The 17629-nt window shown below is 70.3% G+C and carries 17 protein-coding genes and 1 pseudogene; 14 read left to right on the forward strand and 4 right to left on the reverse strand.

The window, feature by feature from the left end:
- Nucleotides 1-8: 8 nt before the first annotated feature.
- The 5 genes from ACFYQA_RS28345 to ACFYQA_RS28365 all read left to right on the forward strand — a co-directional run bounded on the left by ACFYQA_RS28345 (nt 9) and on the right by ACFYQA_RS28365 (nt 4713).
- Complete coding sequence (locus ACFYQA_RS28345) at nt 9-1331, forward strand: ABC transporter substrate-binding protein (RefSeq protein WP_388923585.1); 1323 nt, start codon at nt 9-11, stop codon at nt 1329-1331.
- Nucleotides 1328-2305, forward strand: a complete 978-nt coding sequence (locus tag ACFYQA_RS28350) for a carbohydrate ABC transporter permease (RefSeq protein WP_388923588.1) — start codon at nt 1328-1330, stop codon at nt 2303-2305. The genes ACFYQA_RS28345 and ACFYQA_RS28350 overlap by 4 nt, the downstream gene beginning before the upstream one ends.
- Complete coding sequence (locus tag ACFYQA_RS28355; protein ID WP_388923591.1) at nt 2302-3207, forward strand: carbohydrate ABC transporter permease; 906 nt, start codon at nt 2302-2304, stop codon at nt 3205-3207. The genes ACFYQA_RS28350 and ACFYQA_RS28355 overlap by 4 nt, the downstream gene beginning before the upstream one ends.
- On the forward strand, nt 3204-4235 hold the full coding sequence (locus tag ACFYQA_RS28360; RefSeq protein ID WP_388923594.1) for a LacI family DNA-binding transcriptional regulator: 1032 nt from the start codon (nt 3204-3206) through the stop codon (nt 4233-4235). The genes ACFYQA_RS28355 and ACFYQA_RS28360 overlap by 4 nt, the downstream gene beginning before the upstream one ends.
- Nucleotides 4236-4323: 88 nt before the next feature.
- The gene (locus tag ACFYQA_RS28365) at nt 4324-4713 is read left to right on the forward strand and encodes a MarR family winged helix-turn-helix transcriptional regulator (protein ID WP_388923597.1); all 390 of its coding nucleotides are present in this window, start codon (nt 4324-4326) and stop codon (nt 4711-4713) included.
- Nucleotides 4714-4810: 97 nt separating this feature from the next.
- Here the strand turns inward: ACFYQA_RS28365 and ACFYQA_RS28370 are convergent, their stop codons facing one another.
- Nucleotides 4811-5212 carry an SseB family protein gene (locus tag ACFYQA_RS28370; RefSeq protein ID WP_388923600.1) on the reverse strand — a complete coding sequence of 134 codons (402 nt, stop codon included), beginning with the start codon at nt 5210-5212 and terminating at the stop codon, nt 4811-4813.
- Between the two features lie 284 nt (nt 5213-5496).
- Here ACFYQA_RS28370 and ACFYQA_RS28375 point away from each other — a divergent pair, with 284 nt between their 5' ends.
- Entirely contained in the window at nt 5497-6942 is a 1446-nt protein-coding gene (locus tag ACFYQA_RS28375; RefSeq protein WP_388923603.1) for a glyceraldehyde-3-phosphate dehydrogenase, read from the forward strand.
- A 242-nt stretch (nt 6943-7184) separates the two neighbouring features.
- On the forward strand, nt 7185-8159 hold the full coding sequence (locus ACFYQA_RS28380) for a hypothetical protein (RefSeq protein WP_388923606.1): 975 nt from the start codon (nt 7185-7187) through the stop codon (nt 8157-8159).
- A gap of 22 nt (nt 8160-8181) precedes the next feature.
- On the opposite strand, the gene ACFYQA_RS28385 is transcribed toward ACFYQA_RS28380, so the two are convergent.
- Entirely contained in the window at nt 8182-9843 is a 1662-nt protein-coding gene (locus tag ACFYQA_RS28385; RefSeq protein ID WP_388923609.1) for an FAD-dependent oxidoreductase, read from the reverse strand.
- Between the two features lie 245 nt (nt 9844-10088).
- Between ACFYQA_RS28385 and ACFYQA_RS28390 the strand changes: the two genes are divergently transcribed.
- The 7 genes from ACFYQA_RS28390 (at nt 10089) to ACFYQA_RS28420 (ending at nt 15426) form a co-directional block, all read left to right on the forward strand.
- Entirely contained in the window at nt 10089-11228 is a 1140-nt protein-coding gene (locus ACFYQA_RS28390) for a SchA/CurD-like domain-containing protein (protein WP_388923612.1), read from the forward strand.
- A gap of 69 nt (nt 11229-11297) precedes the next feature.
- A complete protein-coding gene (locus tag ACFYQA_RS28395) occupies nt 11298-11780 on the forward strand; it encodes a cupin domain-containing protein (protein WP_388923614.1) in 483 nt (160 codons plus the stop codon).
- Nucleotides 11777-13045 (forward strand): beta-ketoacyl-[acyl-carrier-protein] synthase family protein, encoded by a 1269-nt coding sequence (locus tag ACFYQA_RS28400; RefSeq protein ID WP_388923616.1) that lies wholly within the window; start codon nt 11777-11779, stop codon nt 13043-13045. The genes ACFYQA_RS28395 and ACFYQA_RS28400 overlap by 4 nt, the downstream gene beginning before the upstream one ends.
- Complete coding sequence (locus tag ACFYQA_RS28405) at nt 13042-14289, forward strand: ketosynthase chain-length factor (protein ID WP_388923619.1); 1248 nt, start codon at nt 13042-13044, stop codon at nt 14287-14289. Before ACFYQA_RS28400 ends, ACFYQA_RS28405 begins: the two co-directional genes overlap by 4 nt.
- 27 nt (nt 14290-14316) lie before the next feature.
- Nucleotides 14317-14577: an acyl carrier protein gene (locus tag ACFYQA_RS28410; RefSeq protein ID WP_386391888.1), complete on the forward strand. Its 261-nt coding sequence runs from the start codon at nt 14317-14319 to the stop codon at nt 14575-14577.
- 2 nt (nt 14578-14579) lie between these two features.
- Nucleotides 14580-15062: an SRPBCC family protein gene (locus ACFYQA_RS28415; protein WP_388923622.1), complete on the forward strand. Its 483-nt coding sequence runs from the start codon at nt 14580-14582 to the stop codon at nt 15060-15062.
- A 28-nt stretch (nt 15063-15090) separates the two neighbouring features.
- Complete coding sequence (locus tag ACFYQA_RS28420; RefSeq protein ID WP_388923625.1) at nt 15091-15426, forward strand: TcmI family type II polyketide cyclase; 336 nt, start codon at nt 15091-15093, stop codon at nt 15424-15426.
- A gap of 113 nt (nt 15427-15539) precedes the next feature.
- Here the strand turns inward: ACFYQA_RS28420 and ACFYQA_RS28425 are convergent.
- Together ACFYQA_RS28425 and ACFYQA_RS28430 are read right to left on the reverse strand one after the other, a co-directional pair.
- Nucleotides 15540-16457 (reverse strand): annotated as a pseudogene (locus ACFYQA_RS28425) (methyltransferase).
- A 97-nt stretch (nt 16458-16554) separates the two neighbouring features.
- On the reverse strand, nt 16555-17616 hold the full coding sequence (locus ACFYQA_RS28430; RefSeq protein ID WP_388923627.1) for a nitrous oxide reductase family maturation protein NosD: 1062 nt from the start codon (nt 17614-17616) through the stop codon (nt 16555-16557).
- Between the last annotated feature and the right edge of the window lie 13 nt (nt 17617-17629).

Raw genomic sequence — 17629 nt, forward strand, 5'->3', positions numbered from 1 at the left:
AGAGTTCCATGCGATACACGAAGCACCGTCGCCTCGTGAGTTCCGCCATAGCGGTCACGCTCGGCGCCACTACGCTGGCCGCGTGCGGCTCGTCGTCGGACGACGACAGCGGGGCCCGGTCCGGCCCGGTCTCACTGACGTACTGGACCTGGGCCCCGGGCATGGACAAGGTCGTGGACCTGTGGAACGAGGGCCCCGGCAAGAAGGAACAGATCAAGGTCACGGTGAAGAAGCAGGCGTCCGGCGACACGCTGGTCACCAAGATCCTCACCGCGCACAAGGCGGGCAAGGCCCCGGACCTGGTACAGGCGGAGTACCAGGCGCTGCCCACGCTGGTCAGCAATGACGCGCTCGCCGACATCTCGAAGGACGTGGGCGACGCGAAGAGCAAGTTCGCGGACGGCGTCTGGCAGCAGACCACGCTCGGCACCGACGCGGTGTACGCGGTCCCGCAGGACATCGGACCGATGATGTTCTACTACCGCGAGGACCTGTTCAAGGAGTACGGCCTGACGGTGCCGACGACCTGGGACGAGTTCGCGGACACCGCGCGGGAGCTCAAGAAGGAGTCCCCGGAGACGGACCTGACCACGTTCTCCGCCAACGACTCGGGCCTGTTCGCGGGGCTGGCCCAGCAGGCCGGCGCGCAGTGGTGGAGCACGTCGGGTGACCAGTGGAAGGTCGGGATCTCCGACGACGCGACCAAGAAGGTCGCCGAGTTCTGGGGCGGCCTGGTCAAGGAGGGTGCGATCGACAACCAGCCGATGTACACCCCCGCCTGGAACAAGGCGCTCAACACCGGCAAGCAGATCGCGTGGGTCAGCGCCGTGTGGGCGCCGGGCACGCTGAGCACGGCCGCGCCCGACACCAAGGGCAAGTGGGCCATGGCCCCGCTCCCCCGGTGGACCGAGGAGGAGAATCGCACCGGCAGCTGGGGCGGCTCCTCCACCGGCGTCACCACGGACTCCGAGAACAAGGAGGCCGCCGCCAAGTTCGCCGCCTGGCTGAACACCGACGGCGACGCCCTGAACGCGCTGGCGAAGGAGAGCGGCATCTATCCCGCCTCCACCTCGGCCCAGCTCAGCGGCGCCTTCACCACCCCGCCGGAGTACTTCTCCAACCAGCCCGACTTCTACCAGAAGGCCGCCGAGATCGCGCAGACCACCGCGCCGTCCGCCTGGGGCCCGAACGTCAACGTGGCGTACACGACGTTCAAGGACGCCTTCGGCGCCGCGGCGAAGAACAAGTCCGACTTCGTCGCGGCCGTGGACAGCATGCAGCAGGACACGGTCGCCGACCTGAAGAAGCAGGGCTTCGAGGTCGCTCCGTGACATCCCCGGCACGTGGGAAGGCGTACGGGGTCGAAGGGGCCCCGTACGCCCGCCCGTCCCGCACCTCCGCACTCAGGCGCACCCGGAGCGCCCCTTTCCTCTTCCTGATCCCCGCGACGGTTCTCTTCCTGCTCTTCTTCGCGCTGCCCATCGGGTACGCGATCTGGCTCAGCTTCCGCAAGGTGCGGGTGTCCGGGCTCGGCCTGGGCGCGGGTGCCCGCAAGGAGGTCTGGGCCGGCCTGGAGAACTACACCACCGCCCTCTCCGACAGCGAGCTGCTGGACGGCGCGCTGCGCGTGCTCGGCTACGGCTGCATCGTGGTGCCGGTGATGCTGGGGCTCGCCCTGGTGTTCGCGTTGATACTGGACTCCGAGAGGGTGCGGCTCGCGCCCTTCACCCGGCTCGCGATCTTCCTGCCGTACGCCATACCCGGCGTGATCGCGGCGCTGCTGTGGGGCTTCCTGTATCTGCCCGACGTGAGCCCGTTCTACTTCGTGCTCGACAGGTTCGGCCTGCCGCAGCCGGACCTGCTGGACGGCGGTCCGCTGTTCCTCGCCCTGTCGAACATCGCGGTGTGGGGCGGCACCGGCTTCAACATGATCGTCATCTACACCGCGCTGCGGGCCATCCCGGTCGAGGTGTACGAGGCGGCGAAGCTGGACGGCGCCACCCCCCTGCAGATCGCACTGAAGATCAAGATCCCGATGGTCGCGCCGTCGCTGGTACTCACCTTCTTCTTCTCGATCATCGCGACACTCCAGGTGTTCAACGAACCGACCACACTGAAGCCGCTCACCAACTCCGTGTCCACCACCTGGAGTCCGCTGATGAAGGTGTACCAGGACGCCTTCGTCAACGGCGACATCCACTCGGCAGCCGCCCAGGCCGCCCTCATCGCGCTCGCCACCCTGGTGCTCTCCTTCGGCTTCCTGCGGGCCGCGAACCGACGCAACAAGCAGGAGGCGGCTCGATGAGTTCCATGACCCTGAACAAGGCCGGGTCCGTGGCCGGCACCGCCCCGGGCGCCGGCCGGGGTCCGGCGCGGCCCCGCCGCATCGCCCTGGTCCCCACCCTGACACTGCTGCTCGGCGCGCTGTACTGCCTGCTGCCGGTGGTCTGGGTGGTCATCGCGTCGACCAAATCCGGCAGCGAGCTGTTCTCCACGTTCACGTTCTGGCCCGGCACCGGCTTCACCGAGAACCTCTCGGACCTGAACACCTACCGCGACGGCGTCTACTGGAAGTGGATGGGCAACTCCGCCCTGTACGCCGGCCTCGGCGCCCTGCTGTCGACGTGCGTGTCGGCGGTCAGTGGCTACGCGCTGGCGGTCTACCGCTTCCGGGGCCGCGAGACGCTGTTCAACGTGCTGCTCGCGGGCGTCCTGATGCCGCCGGTGATCCTCGCCGTCCCGCAGTACCTGCTGCTCGCCCAGGCGGACCTCACGGACTCCTACCTGTCCGTGCTGCTGCCGCAGATCCTCTCCCCGTACGGCGTCTACCTGGCGCGGATCTACGCCGCGGCGTCGGTGCCGTCCGACGTGGTGGAGGCGGGGCGGATGGACGGCGCGGGCGAGTGGCGGATCTTCACCCGGGTCGCGCTGCCGATGATGCTGCCCGGACTGGTGACGGTCTTCCTGTTCCAGTTCGTCGCGATCTGGAACAACTTCCTGCTGCCGTACATCATGCTCAGCGACGACGAGAAGTTCCCGATCACGCTCGGTCTGTACACGCTCCTCGAACAGGGTGCCAGCACCCCGGCGTTGTACACCCTGGTGATCACCGGTGCGTTCCTCGCGGTGTTCCCGCTGGTCGCCCTCTTCCTGGTCATCCAGCGGTTCTGGAGCCTGGACCTGCTGTCCGGGGCCGTAAAGTCATGACCATGGGCAACACGGGGGGCAGGCGCAGGCCGCCGACGATCCACGACGTGGCGCGTGAGGCCGGTGTCTCGCGCGGCACCGTCTCACGCGTGCTCAACGGCGGCCACTACGTCAGCCCGTCCGCGGCACAGGCGGTCGACGCCGCGATCCGCAGGACGGGTTACGTGGTGAACCGGCACGCCCGTTCGCTGATCACCGGCCGGTCCGACTCGGTGGGCTTCCTGCTGACGGAGCCCCAGGAGCGGTTCTTCGAGGACCCCAACTTCAATGTCCTGCTGCGCGGTTGCACGCAGGCACTGGCCGCGCACGACATCCCGCTGCTGTTGATGATCGCCGGCACGCAGGCCGAACGGCGGCGCATAGTGCGGTACATCGCCGCCGGGCACGTCGACGGAGTGCTGCTGGTCTCCAGCCACTCGGGCGATCCGGTGGCCGAGGAGCTGCGGGCCGCGGGCGTGCCGCTGGTCGCGTGCGGCAAGCCGATCGGACTGGGTTCCAAGGTGAGTTATGTGGCCGCGGACGACCGGGACGGCGCCCGTGACATGGTGCGCCATCTGCTGGGACTGGGCCGGCGCAGGGTGGGCGTGGTGACCGGCCCTCTCGACACCCCGGGCGGCGTGGAGCGTCTCGCCGGGTACAAGGAGGTACTCGCCGAGGCCGGCATCGCGATCGACGAGCGGCTCATCGTCTCCGGCGACTACAGCAGGGCCAGCGGCGAGGCGGGCGCGGAGCGCCTGCTGGCCGGGGCGCCCGACATCGACGCCGTGTTCGTCGCCTCGGACCTGATGGCGCAGGGCGTGCTGACGGCACTGCACCGCGCGGGACGCCGGGTGCCCCAGGACGTGGCGGTCGGCGGCTTCGACGACTCCCAGGCCGCCCTCTCCACCAGCCCCGGCCTGACCACGATCCGCCAGCCGTGGGACCGCATCAGCTCCGAGATGGTGCGGGTTCTGCTCGCCCAGGTGGGCGGCGAGGACCCGGCCACGGTGATCCTCCCGACGGAACTGGTGAAGCGCGAGTCGGCATAGGGGCGCGCCGGCCACGGGGCGTGACGCGCGCAGGCCCGTACACCGTCCAGCCATTAGTTGAATTACGAACAAGTGTTACCGTTCACTCATGGCAGTGAAGACGGCCGGCATCCGGCTCGAGGAGCGATGGCGGGAGATTCTGTCGGTGCACGCGCGCACCCTCGGCGAGATCGACCGCGCGCTGCATCCGCACGGCCTGGGCGCCTCCGACTTCGAGGTGCTCGACCTGCTCGCGACCGCGTCGCCCGAGGAGGGCGAGCACTGCAGGGTGCAGAACCTGGGCGGGCGCGTCCACCTCAGCCAGAGCGCGCTGTCCCGCCTCATCGCCCGACTGGAGAAGGACGGCCTGGTCACCCGCAGCCTCTGCGTGGAGGACCGACGGGGCGTCTACGTCACGCTCACCCGTAAGGGCCGCGACCTGCACGCCGAGGTACTGCCGCTCCAGCGCGCGGCCCTGGCCCGCACGCTGGGCGAGTAGTCCGCCGCACCGGACGTCCGCGGCACGCCCAGGATCTTCGTTCGGATCATGCCGGGCCCGCGGGGGCCCGGCATGATCCACCTGAGGTGCCCTGGCCCTAGGGGCGGGCCAGCAGGGTGCGCACCCCTTCGGACGTCAGTGTCAGGCGGTGCTCCGAGCTGCCGTCGATGGTGAGGGACAGTTCGTCGGCCGGCCACTGCGCGGCCAGCGCCCCGAGCGGCACCAGCCGGTAGCGGGAGACGAACGGCAGCAGCCCCGACATCTCCAGTTCCGAGGTGAAGACCGGCACCACCTGGATGCCGTCCGGCTGCTCCATCACCGGCAGCGCGACCGCGCCGGGGTCGACGGCCTCGTCACCCGCGTCGTCGGGCACGGGGATCAGTACATCACTGTCGGCGAGGGCGTCCAGCGCCGCCGTGTCCTGGGTGTTGTCGGCGAGAGCGTCCAGAGCCCGCTGGGCGGACGTGGGGGCATTGTTCTCGTGCGCGGGTATCTCCATGGCGGTTTCCCTCGTAGCGGCGGTCGTACGGACCCGCCCCGGACGGAATCGGCGACGACCATCGGCGATCCGCAACGAGCGATCCGCGAGCGGCGGACCGGCAGAAGGCGGACCGGCCGATCGGCCTTCTGCCGACCGGACCAGGATCCGCTCCGGGCACGGTCCTGCACGCGTACCCGATCGCACGGTTCGCAATCCTCCCGGCGCCGGAAGGGAGGCCCCATCGGAGCCCTCTGACCGGCATGGTTATCATATGAGCGCCGCCTAGCTCGAAAGATAATCCTGTGACTGTCAATGAAGACTCGTTCACCAGCTGGAAGCACCGCGAGGAGATCGCGGAGTCGATGATCCCGATCATCGGGAAGCTGCACCGCGAGCGGGACGTCACCGTCCTGCTGCACAGCCGCTCCCTGGTGAACAAGTCGGTGGTCTCGATCCTCAAGACCCACCGCTTCGCCCGTCAGATCTCCGGCCAGGAGCTGTCGGTCACCGAGACGCTGCCCTTCCTCCAGGCGCTCACCGCGCTCGACCTCGGTCCGTCCCAGATCGACCTCGGTCTGCTCGCCGCGACCTACCGGACCGACGACCGCGCACTGTCGGTGGCGGAGTTCACCGCCGAGGCCGTAGCCGGAGCCACCGGCGCCCACAAAATCGACCGCCGTGAGCCGCGCGACGTCGTCCTCTACGGCTTCGGCCGCATCGGCCGGCTCCTCGCCCGCCTGCTCATCGAGAAGTCCGGCTCCGGCAACGGCCTGCGGCTGCGCGCCATCGTGGTCCGCCGGGGCGGCGAGCAGGACATCGTCAAGCGCGCCTCCCTGCTGCGCCGCGACTCCGTGCACGGCCAGTTCCAGGGCACGATCACCGTGGACGAGGCGAACAGCACGATCGTCGCCAACGGCAACACCATCAAGGTGATCTACGCCGACGACCCGTCGCAGCTGGACTACACGGCGTACGGCATCAAGAACGCCATCCTCATCGACAACACCGGCAAGTGGCGCGACCGCGAGGGCCTCTCGCAGCACCTGCGCCCCGGTGTGGACAAGGTCGTGCTGACCGCGCCCGGCAAGGGCGACGTGCCCAACATCGTGCACGGCGTCAACCACGACACCCTCAAGCCGGACGAGCAGATCCTTTCCTGCGCCTCCTGCACCACCAACGCGATCGTCCCGCCGCTCAAGGCGATGGCGGACGAGTACGGCGTACTGCGCGGCCATGTGGAGACCGTCCACTCGTTCACCAACGACCAGAATCTGCTGGACAATTACCACAAGTCCGAGCGCCGCGGCCGTTCCGCGCCGCTGAACATGGTGATCACCGAGACGGGTGCCGCCTCCGCCGTCGCCAAGGCGCTGCCCGACCTCGACGCGACGATCACCGGCAGCTCGATCCGGGTTCCGGTGCCGAACGTCTCCATCGCGATCCTCAACCTCCAGCTGGGCCGCGCGACCGACCGCGCCGAAGTACTCGAGTACCTCCGCGATGTGTCGCTCACCTCGCCGCTGAAGCGCCAGATCGACTTCGTCAGCGCCCCCGACGCGGTCTCCAGCGACTTCATCGGCTCGCGGCACGCCTCGATCGTCGACGCCGGCGCCCTCAAGGTCGAGGGCGACAACGCGATCCTGTACCTCTGGTACGACAACGAGTTCGGCTACTCCTCCCAGGTCGTCCGGGTCGTCCAGTACGTCTCCGGCGTGGAGTACCCGACCTTCCCGGCGCCGGCTCCCTGACCGGCCGGGCACGGCCGAACGGACGGAAGGACACACCGACGGAAGAGCGCGAGGGGGCGGGCCGGCGAACCGGTGCGCCGCCCCCTCGTACTGCATCGTTCTCCCCGACCACCAGGAGCTGAGCGCCTGTTCAGGCCCTCAGCCACCTTCGGCATGCTCAAACCATGTCACTCTGAGGTCCGGATCGGTAACGATCGGCTCGTATCTGTTGCCGAACCCGAAACAGTTCCTAGTCTGCGGTCATGTCGCTCTTCAGCAGTCGTACCGGTAAACGTCCCCGCCTCGTCCCCGCCCTCGATGACGTCGCCCTCGCGCGCCTCCTCCGGCAGGTGGGCAAACGCGGCGGGAGCGTCAAGTCGACGGAGGTGACCCTCGTCGCGGCCTTTCTTGAGGAAACCGGGGACAACTGGGACCGGCGCAGCCATCGGGTGGCCGTGCTGGCCGGGGAGACGGCCGAATCGGGGTCCGACCTGGCCTCGGCCTGGCTGACCAGGGAGCCGAAGAACCCCGACGCTCTGGTGTTCCACTCCTGGGTCGCTCTGATGCGCGGCCTGCGGGACAGACACCTGGAGGACGCGGCACAGGTGGTGACCCAGTGCCATCGGGCCGCGGAGCTGAAGCCGGCGGATCCGCTGCCCTGGGTGGCCCTGCTCGGCATGGCCCGCCTCGAGCGGTATCCGCAGAGCGAGGTCAACGCCATCTGGCGGGAGGCCACCGGACGCGACCGCTGGCACCGCGAGGCCTATCTGCAGATGCTCGCCCATCTGTCGCCGGAGGAAGGGGGCTCGAGCGCGGCCGTCCTCGACTTCATCGACGTGGTGCGCACCCGGATACCGGCCAACGCGCCGTGCGCAGCGATCGAGCTGACCGCGACCGTCCGGCAGTACCAGGGGCTGGTGGCGCAGGGCGGCGTCCGGGCCATGACGGCCGGTCAGCTGTGGGAGAGCGGACAGATCGCGGCCTCGCTGGAGCAGGCCGCCTCCCTCTGGGCGAAGCCGGGATTCTTCCAGCACGCGGCGGCCCAGGCGGACCTGAACGTCCTGGCGTACGCGCTGTGCGCGGCCGGTCGGGCCGTCGACGCGAACCATGTGTTCGAGGCGCTCCAGGGCGCGGTGACCCCGTGGCCGTGGAACGACGACGGGCCCGCGGTCCAGCGGTTCGAACAGCACAAGGCCAAGGCGGAGCGGGGACGGCAGGGCGGCGTCGGGGGAGCCTGACGCCGCCTCGCCGCGCGCACCGTCAGTCCCGCTCCCGGGCCAGGATGTCCGTGACGGCCTTCCGCAACGCCCTCGCGGGGTCCGCCACGGCCCCTTCGGAGCGCCACGCCACGAATCCGTCGGGGCGGACCAGGACCGCGCCGTCCCCGGTGACGCCGTGGGCCTGTGCCCAGTCCACGCCGTCGTCCGGCGCCAGGTCCGCGGCGGGGCCGGTGCCGATCCGGTAGGCGTCGAGGGGCACCCGCAGGTGCTGCGCCGCCTGCGCCGCGGCGGCGTGCCAGGCGGCGTCGCCGGACTCGCCGGTCAGCAGCACCAGGGACCGCTCGTACAGGTCGAGGGTGGAGATGCGGACGCCGTCACGGTCCAGCCACAGGTGGGGGGCCCGGGTGCCCGGCTCCCCCGTCAGCCGCAGGCCCTCCGGGACGACCGGTGCCGCCGGATCGCCGCCGACGACCGCGCCCTGCGGGTAGCGGTAGCCCAGCGCCACGTTGAGGATTCCGCCCTTCGGGCCCTTGCTGCCGGCGCCCGCCGCGGGCGTGTAGCCGGGGTGGCTGTGCTCGACCGAACGGTTCGAGGCGCGGGCGCTGGTCGCCTCGGCGACCGGCCGGCGCTCGGCCTCGTAGGACTCCAGCAGTCCGGGGCCCGCCCAGCCACCGTGGACGGCGGCCAGCTTCCAGGCGAGGTTGTGCGCGTCCTGGATACCGGTGTTGGAACCGAACGCCCCGGTGGGCGACATCTCGTGGGCCGAGTCGCCGGCGAGGAACACCCGGCGGTCGGTGTACCTCTCGGCGACCCGCTCGGCGGCGTGCCAGGCGGCCCGGCCGGTGATCTTGACGTCGAGGTCCGGCACGCCGATCGCCCGCCGGATGTGGGCGACGCACCGCTCGTCGGTGAACTCCTCGAGCGTCTCGCCGTGTTCGGGGTGCCAGGGGGCGTGGAACACCCAGTTCTCGGTGTTGTCGACGGGCAGCAGCGCCCCGTCGGCCTCCGGGTTCGTCAGGTAGCAGACGATGAACCGCCGGTCGCCGACGACGCCCGCGAGGCCGCGTGAGGAGAAGGTGAGGCTCACGTTGTGGAACAGGTCCCCCGGACCGCTCCGGCCGATGCCGAGCCGCTCCCGCACGGGGCTGCGCGGTCCGTCCGCGGCGACCAGATAGTCCGCTCGGATGGTGGTGTGCTCGCCGGTCTCCCGGCTCTTGACCCGCGCCGTCACCCCGTCGCCGTCCTGGTCGAACGACATCAGCTCGGTCGCGAAGCGCAGATCGCCGCCGAGTTCGCGGGCCTGGGCCAGCAGCACCGGCTCGAGGTCGTTCTGGCTGCACTGGCACCACCCGGCGGGGCTGAACCGGGCCAGCCCGCCCCCGGGGTCGATCTCCTTGAACAGCCACTCGCCGTCGCCGTCCGCCAGACTCGGCGTCTGCATGATGCCGTGGTTGTCCGCCAGGACCGACGCGACCTCCCTGATCTGCTGCTCCACTTGGGCCACCCGGAACAGCTCCATGGTGCGCACGTTGTTGCCGCGCCCGCGCGGGTGGATCGACGTGCCCGTGTGACGTTCGACGAGTGTGTGCGGCACGCCCAGACGCCCCAGGAACACGGACATCGACAGGCCCACGAGGGAGCCGCCCACGATGAGGACGGGCGTGCGGTGACCGGTCTCGCCGGTCTCTTGCAATCGGTTCATTGAACTGCCTCCAGCGTCGCTCTGGACGGGCGGGGAAAGGACGCCGCATTCATGCCCGGTACGAGTCGTTCCGTGTCCTGGCGGCACCCGGTTGACGCGCGGTTCACCCACCTGCGCCGTGTGTCTCGCGCACTTCGCGGGGCGCCCCGACGATCGGTTCAGGGCGAGCCCGGCCGTTTCGGCGACGGGGTCGTTTCCGACCTCCACTGAAGAGCCTTTCGTGAAGAAGAGGAGAGGTGCGCCGGATGACCACGACGGAACGTACGACGGGACCCACGGCGGGACGCATAGCTCATTCGGCGTTCGACGGCTCCAGGCTGCGGGTGATTCTGCTGCTCGACCTGTACGACGGGGCACAGGAACAGTTCCTCGAGGCTTACGAGCACATGAGGAGCAAGGTCGCGTCCATTCCCGGGCACATCCAGGACCAGCTCTGCCAGTCGATCGAGAACCCCTCGCAGTGGCTCATCACCAGCGAGTGGGAGAGCGCGCTTCCCTTCCTCGCCTGGGTGAACAGCGAGGAGCACATCGAGATCGTCCGCCCGATGCACAGCTGTGTCCGCGACACCCGCTCCATGCGCTACAGCGTCCTGCGCGAGACGGAGCCGCGCCCCGGGGCGAAGACGCGGTCCGGTCTGCAGGCGCAGGTCCGCGTGGGCGACGGGGTGGCCCGTCACGCGCTCACTTTCACCGTCAAGCCGGGCAGCGAGTCCAAGGTCGCGGAGCACCTGGCCGGGTACACGTCTCCCAAGGCCCTGCTGGAAGCGGACACGAGGCTGCGCCGCACCTCCGTGTTCATGCACGGCAACCGCGTGGTGCGGTGCATGGAGGTCGAGGGCGACCTGGCCGCGGCACTGCGCCACGTGGCCGGCCAGCCCGAGATCCGGGCAATCGAAACAGCCATAGACCCCCACCTGGAGCAGGAACGGGATCTGTCCGACCCCGGCTCGGCGCGGGTGTTCTTCACCCGGGCCGCGCTCCCCTCCGTGCACCACATCCGCGCGGACGGCCCCGAGCCCACCGGTCTGCGGCGGCACGCGCTGTACTACCCGGCCGTCGAAGGGCAGGGCATGGAGCTGGCCCGGTTCCTCTCCCACCAGGACGAGGCCGCGGTCGGCGACCCGGACAGCCGCATCTTCACGAGCACCGTCTTCCAGCGCGACGACATCGTGGTCCGCATGGTCGACGTCACCGGCGCCCTCGACCTCGATCCCGAATGGGCCCTGGGCATCAAGGGCGCGGGGAAGGCTGCGGAACTGGAACGGCTCCTGGACGGCGCTGCGATCGGCGTCGACGTCCCGCTGAACTCGAAGCGCAACCTCAACCGGCTCCTGTCGCACGCCGACATGCTGCCCGTCACCGACCGCAGCACAGCGGATTTCTGACGGCAAACCGCGGTGACGTCCGCGGCCGCCCCGCCCGGACGTCTCCCGCCCCACCCGGAGGTACCAACCATGTCCCAACAGCATCCACGCATCGTGGACCTGAGCGAGACGGAACCCAACAGGAGGCGCGGAGGCGATCTCAGGACCCTCCTCACCCCGGCCACGGTGGGTTCCACCAGCGGCTTCATGGGTCTGGCCGTCATCCAGCCCGGTGAGCGCATCGGCGAGCACTACCACCCGTACTCCGAGGAGTTCGTGTACGTCGTCAGCGGCGCGCTCGAAGTCGACCTGGACGGGGAGCCCTTCGCGCTGCGGGCCGAGCAGGCTCTGATGATCCCGATCGACATGCGGCACCGCTTCCGCAACGTCTCCGACGCCGAGGCCCGCATGGTCTTCCACCTGGGCCCGCTCGCCCCGCATCCGAGCCTCGGGCACGTCGACACCGAGGAGAACGCCGGCTCCGAGGCCGGCCCTCAGCTGACCGTGGGCGGGCCGGTCGCGTCCGGGACCGGGCAGGATCGGCCGGCCGGACGCAGTGAGGCCATAAAGTGACCCGGCGGGTGGCCGTCACCGGTATCGGGGTGGTCGCTCCGGGCGGCACCGGGGCGACGGCGTTCTGGGACCTTCTGTCGGCCGGCCGCACCGCGACCCGCGGCATCACCCTGTTCGACCCGAGCGGGCTGCGCTCGCGGATCGCCGCCGAGTGCGACTTCGACCCGTTCGGCCACGGTCTCGAGCCGGATCTGTGCCAGCACGCCGACCGGTACATCCAGTTCGCCGTGGTCGCCGCCGGCGAGGCGGTCCGCGACTCCGGGCTCGACCCGGGGGGCGACGACGGCTGGCGCACCGCGGTGTCGCTGGGCAGCGCGGTCGGCGGCACCACCCGGCTGGAGCACGACTACGTCCGGGTCAGCGAGCACGGTTCGCGCTGGGACGTGGACCACCGGGCCGCCGACCCGAAGCTGCACCTGGCGTTCCAGCCGAGCACGCTCGCCGCGGTCGTCGCCGAGCGGTTCGGCGCGCGGGGCCCCGTGCAGACCGTCTCCACCGGCTGCACCTCGGGACTCGACGCGGTCGGGTACGGCTTCCACACCATCGCCGAGGGCCGGGCCGACGTCTGCATCGCCGGGGCGTCCGACTCGCCGATCTCGCCGATCACGATGGCGTGCTTCGACGCCATCAAGGCGACGTCGCCGAACAACGACGACCCGGAGCACGCCTCCCGTCCCTTCGACGCGCACCGCGACGGTTTCGTGATGGGTGAGGGCGCGGCGGTGCTGGTTCTCGAGGAGTACGAGCACGCACGGGCGCGCGGGGCACAGATCCACTGCGAGATCGGCGGGTACGCCACCTTCGGCAACGCCTACCACATGACCGGTCTGACCACCGAGGGCCTGGAGATGGCGCGGGCCATCGACAGCACGCTCGACCAGGCCCGTCTCGACCCCACACTGATCGACTACGTCAACGCGCACGGTTCCGGCACCCGGCAGAACGACCGGCACGAGACGGCCGCGGTGAAGCGGTCCCTCGGCGCCCACGCCTACGACACGCCCATGAGCTCCATCAAGTCGATGGTGGGGCATTCGCTGGGCGCGATCGGCGCGATCGAGGTGGTGGCCTGCGTGCTCGCACTGAAGCACCAGACCGTACCGCCGACGGCGAACTACGAGACCCCCGACCCCGAGTGCGACCTGGACTACGTGCCGCGCACCGCCCGCCCCCGGAGGCTGAGGAACGTGCTCTCCGTCGGCAGCGGGTTCGGTGGCTTCCAGTCCGCGGTGCTGCTGACCGGGCCGGGCGGGAGGACACCATGAGTACTCAGCGCCTCCGCCGCGCGGCCATCACCGGCATCGGTGTGATCGCGCCCAACGGACAGCGGACCGACGCCTACTGGAAGTCCGTCAGCGAAGGCATCGGCGTGCTGGACCGGATCACCCGCGAGGGCTGCGGTCATCTGCCGCTGCGGGTGGCGGGTGAGGTCCGCTCCTTCGACGCGGCGGCCCTCATCGAGGACCGGTTCCTGGTCCAGACCGACCGGTTCAGCCATTTCGCGATGGCGGCCGCCGCCCTCGCCCTCGACGACGCCGGGCTCGGCAGCGGTGATCCCGCGGATCCGTTCTCCATCGGCGTGGTCACCGCGGCCGGTTCCGGAGGCGGCGAGTTCGGGCAGCGTGAGCTGCAGAAACTCTGGGGGCAGGGCCCTCGGTTCGTCGGTCCGTACCAGTCCATCGCCTGGTTCTACGCCGCGAGCACCGGCCAGATCTCCATCCGTAGCGGTTTCAAGGGCCCGTGCGGGGTGGTGGCGAGCGACGAGGCCGGCGGCCTCGACTCCCTCGCGCACGCCGCCGGGGCGGTCCGGCGCGGCACCGACACGATGATCGTCGGTGCCGCGGAGGCCCCGCTGGCCCCGTACTCGATGGTCTGCCAGCTCGGTTATCCCGAGATCAGCACTGTCGAGGACCCGGATCTCGCCTACCGTCCCTTCACCTCGAATGCCTGCGGGTTCGTGCCCGCCGAGGGCGGTGCGCTGCTCGTCGTCGAGGACGAGGACCGCGCCCGCGAGCGTGGGGTGCCGGTGCGGGCCACCCTCGCCGGCCACGCTGCCACCTTCACCGGTGCCTCCCGCTGGGAGGAGTCACGGGAGGGCCTGGCCCGGGCGATCCGCGGAGCCCTCGACGAGGCGGGCGCCGCTCCGGAGGACATCGACGTGGTGTTCGCCGACGCGATGGGCGTACCGGAGGCGGACCGCGCCGAGGCACTGGCGATCGCCGACACGCTGGGCGCGCACGGCAGGCGGGTCCCCGTCACGGCGCCCAAGACGGGTTTCGGACGGGCCCACTGCGCGGCACCCGTGCTGGACACGGTGGCCGCGGTGCTCGCCATGGAACACGGTCAGGTGCCCCCCACACCCAACGTGTTCGACATCTGCCACGACCTCGACCTGGTCATGTCGCGCGCTCGGCCCGCCGAGCTGCGCACGGCCCTCGTCCTCAGCAGGGGACTCATGGGCTCCAACGCGGCGCTGATCGTGCGCCGCGGTGGCGAATCCGCCCGGTAGGCCCGGGCGGGGAAGGAGCAGACCCTCATGATCACCACCGAAGTGACCGTCAACGAACTGGCCGCCCTGATGAAGAAGGCGGCCGGCATCACCGTCGACCCGCAGGAGCTGAAGCAGTCCGCGGAGTCCCCCTTCGACTCCTTCGGCCTCGACTCGCTCGGCCTGCTCGGCATCGTCGGCGAGCTGGAGAACCGGTACGGCCTCTCGCTTCCCCCCGACTCGGAGCGCTGCAAGTCGCCCCGGGAGTTTCTGGACCTCGTCAACAGCACCCTCAAGGCTGGAGCCTGAAAGTGGCAGGACACACCGAGAACAGCATCACCGTCGACGCTCCCTTCGACCTCGTGTGGGAGATGACCAACGACCTCGAGAACTGGCCGAACCTGTTCAGCGAGTACGCGTCGGTCGAGGTGCTCTCCCGCGAGGGCGACACCACGACGTTCCGCCTGACCATGCACCCGGACGACAACGGGAAAGTGTGGAGCTGGGTCTCCGAGCGCACCCCCGACCGGGCCCGCCGGACCGTGCGCGCCCGCCGTGTCGAGACGGGTCCCTTCGCCCACATGGACATCCTGTGGGAGTACGAACAGCTGCCGGGCGGCGTCCGGATGAACTGGACGCAGGACTTCGCGATGAAGCCCGACGCCCCGGTCGACGACGCCTGGATGACGGACAACATCAACCGCAACTCGCGTACGCAGCTGGCGCTCATCCGGGACCGGATCGAGCAGGCCACCGGCGAGCGCAGGAGCACCGCGTCCGTCACCTCCCACTGACCGCCGACCGATCCGGAAAGGACCGTCGATGCACCACGCACTCATCGTGGCCCGTATGGCGCCCGGTTCGGCGTCGCAGATCTCCGATGTGTTCGCCGCCTCCGACCGGGGTGAACTCCCCCGCCTGATCGGGGTGAACAGGCGTCGGCTCTTCCAGTTCGGCGACGACGTGTATCTGCACCTCATCGAGTCCGAGCGGGACCCGGCGCCCGCCATCGCAAAAGTGGCCGGGCACCCCGAGTTCCGCGGCATCAGCGAACAGCTTGAGGCGTACGTCAGTCCGTACGACCCTCACACCTGGCGCGGCCCCAAGGACGCCATGGCGCAGTGCTTCTACCACTGGGAGCGCGGCGCCGGCTCCTGAGCGGACAGCCCGGAAAACCCCGAGGCCGCCGGTCCCGTGTACGTCACGGAGCCGGCGGCCTCGGGGTCGGCCTGCACGGAACGCGTCGGCCGGACGGTACGGGCCGGTGCGGATCAGCCGGGGACGGCGCACTCGAAGGCGTGCAGGTAGGCGTTGACCGGCCGGACCTCGCCGATGACCAGGCCCGCGTCGGTCAGCAGGTCGGTCATGCTCCTTCGGGTGTGCTTGGCGCCGCCGACGTTGAGGAGCAGCAGCAGGTCCATGGCCGTGGTGAACCGCATCGACGGGGTGTCGTCGACGCGGTTCTCGATGACGACGACGCGTGCTCCGGGCCGCGCGGCCGCGCGGATGTCGGCCAGGACCCGGCGGGGGTGCTGTCGTCGTCCCACTCCAGGACGTTCTTGATGAGGTAGAGGTCCGCCCGTGCGGGGATGTCCTGGCGGCAGTCCCCGGCGAGGAGCCGGGCCCGGCCGGCCGGCGCGCTGCCCTCCCACAGCCGGGGGTCGGCGTTCTCCACCACGCCGGGCAGGTCGAGCAGGGTGCCGGGGAGGTCCGGGTGCTTCTCCAGCAGCCCGGCCAGGACGTGGCCCTGGCCGCCCCCGATGTCCACGACGGAGGAGACGTCGTCCAGGTCGAGCAGCGCGGCGACGTCCCGTGCGGACTGCTCGCTGGACACCGTCATGGCCCGGTTGAACACGTGCGCGGACTCGGGGGCGTCCTCGCCCAGGTGGTCGAAGAACTCCCGGCCGTAGGCGTCCTCGAAGACGTTGCCGCCCGAGCGGACCGCCTCGTCGAGCAGCGGCCAGACGTTCCAGGTCCACGGTTCGGTGCACCACAGGGCGACGTACCGCAGGGTGTGCGGCGGGCTCTTCACCTCCTTGGCTGGGTCCGTCCACGGTCATGGGGGTGCCGTCGAGTGCGACCGCCACGCCCAGGCGTACGGCGGCGCGCACGGCTCCGGCGCAGGCCGCCCCGAAAACGAGCTCCCGCAGCCGCATGGGTGGTGGGGGAGCCGGGTCAACGGTCGTCATCCGTCGTCTTCTCGCTTCTTCTGTTGTGCTGTCGGGGGGAGGGTGGGGTGCTGAAGGGTGGGGTGCTGAAGGGTGGGGCAGTGGCACGGCGGGGTGTTCAGCACAGGCCGGCGGGCTCGGAAAGCGTGCAGGTGTTGCCGCTGAACGTGTTGGTCGTGGCGGTGTCCCGGTTGGCGAGGTCGGCCGGGCTGTTGCCGGTGACCAGGTTGTCGCGGACGGTGTTGCGCTCGTTCGCGGAGCCCTCGAAGCTCTTGAACAGCACGATGCCGCCGGACAGCGGGGAGGTGCCCTTGTGGTTCTCGACCCGGTTCCCGGCCACGAGGGTGTCCTCGGCTCCGGTGAGGACGATGCCCGCGCCCTGCAGGAAGGGCAGCCGCGGTGTGGCGGCGCAGTGCTTGTTGTTGGCGTGGAGGTGATTGCGGGTCACCCGCAGGTCGCCCGCGACGGGCTTGGGCTCGTCGCCCACCACGAACACGGCGGCACAGTTGCCGGTGGCCTCGTTATGGTCGACGGTCAGGTTCCGCAGCCGTCGCACGATGACGCCGACGCGATTGCCGAGCATGCGGTTGTGGCGGATCACCGTCTTGTGGGCGTCCCGGGCGCCTTCCTCGGTGTCGGTGGTGTTGGCCAGGAACAGTCCGGCGTCGCCGTTCTCCCGGGCCACGTTGTGGCTGAGCACGCTGCGCACCGAACGCTCCTCGGCGATGCCCCACTTGCCGTTCTTCTCGGCGGTCACGCCCCGCACCCGCAGCCGGTCGGTGCCGGTGGCCCACAGCCCGTTCCCGGTGAAGCCCCGCAGTGCCAACGAGCGTACGGTGACGTCCTCCAGGGGTGTCTTGTCCGTGCCGGTCACGCAGATGCCGTGGCCCGCCTCGGCGCAGGCGCCCCGGTCGGCGTCCGTGTCGGGCACCAGGACGGTGCGGTGGGCACCGGAGCCGCGCAGGGTGACGTCCGGCGTGGTGATGTCGACGCTCTCCTTGTAGGTGCCGGGCGAGACGACGACGGTGTCCCCCGGCTTCGCGGCGTCCACGGCCTTCTGGATCGATGCGCCGGGCCGCACCCGGTGCACGGTGGGCTGGGCGGTCGACGGCGTGGCCGCCATGCCCGACGCCAGGACGACCACGCTGCAGGTGAGGTAAGTGAGGTGACGTTTGGTCATGTGCCGAAGCTAA

The sequence above is a fragment of the Streptomyces sp. NPDC005774 genome (assembly GCF_042871645.1).
GTDB lineage: Bacteria > Actinomycetota > Actinomycetes > Streptomycetales > Streptomycetaceae > Streptomyces > Streptomyces pratens.